Origin of the sequence: Jeotgalicoccus coquinae, assembly GCF_014207425.1 — a bacterium.
Lineage (GTDB): Bacteria > Bacillota > Bacilli > Staphylococcales > Salinicoccaceae > Jeotgalicoccus > Jeotgalicoccus coquinae.
Genome location: NZ_JACHFF010000006.1, coordinates 1 through 3,191, shown reverse-complemented (window position 1 = coordinate 3,191; position 3,191 = coordinate 1). Strand labels below are relative to the sequence as shown.

The following is a 3,191-nucleotide window of genomic DNA, read 5'->3' as shown; positions in this document are numbered from 1 at the left end:
TTGTCCTTCTACTGCACTTAAATCTCTATCATGAAGTGGACTAATTGCGATAGGCACACCCATCAATTCTAACTTCGTTTCCCAATCTTCCGGAATAGATTCTGGGTACAATAAAAAAGTGAAGTATCTTGCTTTATCTTTAGTCATAATGTTAATATAACCTTATTAGAACAGCTATTTAGCGAATTTTCCCCATCTTAGCAGGAGAGGAAATTCGCTATTTTTTTTGCTCTAATTCCTTTCTTGAATATTCTTCTAATGACAAAGCTACAATTGCAGATTTCGTAAAACCTTTTTCCTTTGCTATTCTTTCCAATATTTCGCTTTGTTCTAAGGTCAACGAAATCATCACACGCTTTTTTCTATCCGAAACAACCATACAATCTCTCCTTAATCTTTTATTTGATTACTAGTTAAACATTATTGTGTTCAAAGTGCAACACTTTAGCTAAAAAAATAAAATGTCGCTCAAAAACTCGCCAAAATGTCGCTCAAATGTAGCATACCTAAAACCCTTGTGGGAGTAAGTTCAAAACCTATTTTTATTTGAATTTGGCACTCGGCACTTAAAAGGGGGGTCGTAGTAGTCCCCCCTCCCCTCATATTTCTCTATAAATCCAATCCTATAACAACTATGAATAATGATATTATTAAATAAAATAATACAAAAAATGAACCATTATGTAGATCAATAGGAGTAGATTTAAATGGATAATAAGAAACTAACTAATTTTACATTAGTAGATGTTATCGAGGCTAAAATACATTTCATAAAAACAAATACTATATTTGATGAAAAGGACTTTAAAGATAATGATGAAGGTGAATTATTGGCCTATAATGAGCTATTATCAGATGCCAAAGAAATGAATAAAAATGAATTTCTAAGTAAGTACTTAAAGATAGTAAATAGACTGTACAAACAGTTAGAAAATGAGGAATTCAAGGATAAAAAACAAATAGATAAAATGTCAGGATACAATAATGCAATTGTGTCTGTACTTAAATGTATAAATCCTATTTATGAATATGATTTGAATGATTAGTGTTCATCTCATTATTCGTTACATTTATTCCAATTTCCTTTTATGAATGGAACCAACAATTCCATGTGTTGTTGAGTTGGTGTTTCGTTGGGATTAATCCCAACAAACCCCTGCCCAACTCGCTACTAAAGTAGCTAACACATTTCATTTTTCCATTCAAAAAGTTTTCTCGGCATAAACAGGCGTTACCTCTCAATATCAATATCTCTTTGTTTTGTTCGCTCTTGTTCACGCACTTCCTCTTTCACAAAGTCCATAAACTGCCCAAAAACTGCCGTCTTATCGTTTTGTTGAAGTTTATTACTGATATTGTCATATACCTTGTCAAAGCCTTGAAAGCTATCTCTAAGCGTTGTATAAAGCCCTCTGGTTAGTTTTTGATACTTAGTAAATAACTCCTTATATTCTTCATGCTCTTTTTTGAGTTTCTTGTTCTCTTTATCTATCTCAATACTGAACGCAGCATACTTCATATTCTTACTCTTTAATTCCTCATTTTCTTTGAAAAAATCAGTTTCTCTAATTTTTTCATAATCATCAAGCACATCACGAGCAGACGATACAGTTTGTCGTATTCGCTCGAATTCTTCAGCAGAAATAACTTTACGTCCTGTTTCCAGCTCTTCTCGTGCCGTAAATAAGCCCTTTTTGACTTCTACCTCATTCTCATACTCAAAATCGCTAGAAACCCTTAAATCGCTTATATGAGCGTTTAATTGCCTATCCAATTTTTCAAGATCACTTTTAACCGTTTGTAATTCTCGTTTATGATATTCTGTTTCTTTTTTGTATTTATCCATATCTTTATGCTCTCGTTCAGATACTTGTTTCGCAGTTCCACGTTCAAGGTTATATCCTCTCGTATTAACATATTGATTAAATCTATCTTGTAATTCAGTCATTGCTTTTTTATTGCCTAATTTTTCTTTAGCAGACAGTCTACCGTCTTCTGTCAGCGGAACAAATCCAAAGTGCATATGCGGTACTTTTTCATCCAAATGAACAGTGGCATATAATACATTTTCTTCGCCATATTCCTGTTTAACAAAATCCAAACTATCCTTAAAAAATTGACTCATTTCTCTTTCATTTAATCCGTTAAAGAATTTCTGATCACTTGTAATTATTCCTTCCACATGACGAATTGCATCCGCACGAATTTTACGATTACCTGTATAATTTGCATCAATTTTATCTGCAATTAATTTGTTATAATCTACATTTTTTTCGTTAATTAAATCATAATTTTTATGCGTATCTTCATGCCTAATATCCTTATTATTATAATTATTATTTTCTCTTTGATTATGCTTTTGAAGTCCCTTTGTATTTCCAGATCCCTTTACTCTTTCAACTCTCAAAATAGAATAAGACATACTACACCTCCAGCTTTAACACTTAAATAACATACATTAAGTCTAACACACTAGACTTATTTCATAAGTCGTTAATTCGTGTGGTCTTGCAGACAGCTTAAACCCAGTTTTCGCTGGTGCGAAAAAGGGTGGCTCGAGCCACCCTAAATCATCAAATCTATTTACGATTTGATTTCACCAGTTTCCTTATCAAAGTCACTTCTTCCATATTTACGTTCTTGATAAACTGCATCAAAATATAATCTAATTAATCCTGTATGCGAACGTAAAACAGAGTTGATAATCTTCATACTTGGTAAACCATGTTCTGCACCATGTAATCTAACAAATCTTCTTAATTCTCTTATATTAGCTAAACCATACTGGTCGATTAAATCACATACATCATTCAACATGTCATCTTTATCTTCAACATCAAGAGTTATATATCTATCCACATCAAAATTACCCAATAATTTTATATCTTTTCTTGAATATTTCACTTTATTTTTTGCTACCGCATCTTTCGATTCATGAGTTAAATACAAGTACATATTTTCTATACTCGATTTTACAATTTGAACTTTTGCAATACTGTTCTCACCTAATGATCTTTGCATTCTCTTACGTACACTATCCGCAGTTACAGGATTTTTAGCCACATAAATTACATGGTAATGAGCCTTTTTGAATTGTTGTCCTTCTACTGCACTTAAATCTCTATCATGAAGTGGACTAATTGCGATAGGCACACCCATCAATTCTAACTTCGTTTCCCAATCTTCCGGAA

At 32.3% G+C, this 3,191-nt stretch carries 5 protein-coding genes; 1 reads left to right on the top strand and 4 read right to left on the bottom strand.

Features of this window, described 5'->3' with window-relative positions; all coding sequences use genetic code 11:
- Together HNR41_RS11275 and HNR41_RS11270 are read right to left on the bottom strand one after the other, a co-directional pair.
- A partial coding sequence (locus tag HNR41_RS11275; protein WP_221432934.1) for a Rep family protein occupies window positions 1-147 on the bottom strand: 147 nt, incomplete at its 3' end.
- Between the two features lie 70 nt (window positions 148-217).
- Entirely contained in the window at window positions 218-379 is a 162-nt protein-coding gene (locus HNR41_RS11270) for a CopG family transcriptional regulator (protein WP_184284742.1), read from the bottom strand.
- 328 nt (window positions 380-707) lie between these two features.
- On the opposite strand from HNR41_RS11270, the gene HNR41_RS11265 reads away from it, so the two are divergent.
- Window positions 708-1,046 (top strand): hypothetical protein, encoded by a 339-nt coding sequence (locus HNR41_RS11265; protein ID WP_184284740.1) that lies wholly within the window; start codon window positions 708-710, stop codon window positions 1,044-1,046.
- 185 nt (window positions 1,047-1,231) lie between these two features.
- On the opposite strand, the gene mobV is transcribed toward HNR41_RS11265, so the two are convergent.
- Together mobV and HNR41_RS11255 are read right to left on the bottom strand one after the other, a co-directional pair.
- Window positions 1,232-2,422 carry a MobV family relaxase gene (mobV, locus tag HNR41_RS11260; RefSeq protein ID WP_184284738.1) on the bottom strand — a complete coding sequence of 397 codons (1,191 nt, stop codon included), beginning with the start codon at window positions 2,420-2,422 and terminating at the stop codon, window positions 1,232-1,234.
- Between the two features lie 161 nt (window positions 2,423-2,583).
- Window positions 2,584-3,191, bottom strand: a 608-nt coding sequence (locus HNR41_RS11255) for a replication protein (protein WP_184284736.1), incomplete at its 5' end; no start/stop codon positions are given.

Bases quoted from the DNA above. Each gene is read 5' to 3' on its own strand.
- HNR41_RS11265 (WP_184284740.1), top strand. From the start codon at position 708: ATGGATAATAAGAAACTAACTAATTTTACATTAGTAGATGTTATCGAG.
- HNR41_RS11270 (WP_184284742.1), bottom strand. From the start codon at position 379: ATGGTTGTTTCGGATAGAAAAAAGCGTGTGATGATTTCGTTGACCTTA.
- mobV (WP_184284738.1), bottom strand. From the start codon at position 2,422: ATGTCTTATTCTATTTTGAGAGTTGAAAGAGTAAAGGGATCTGGAAAT.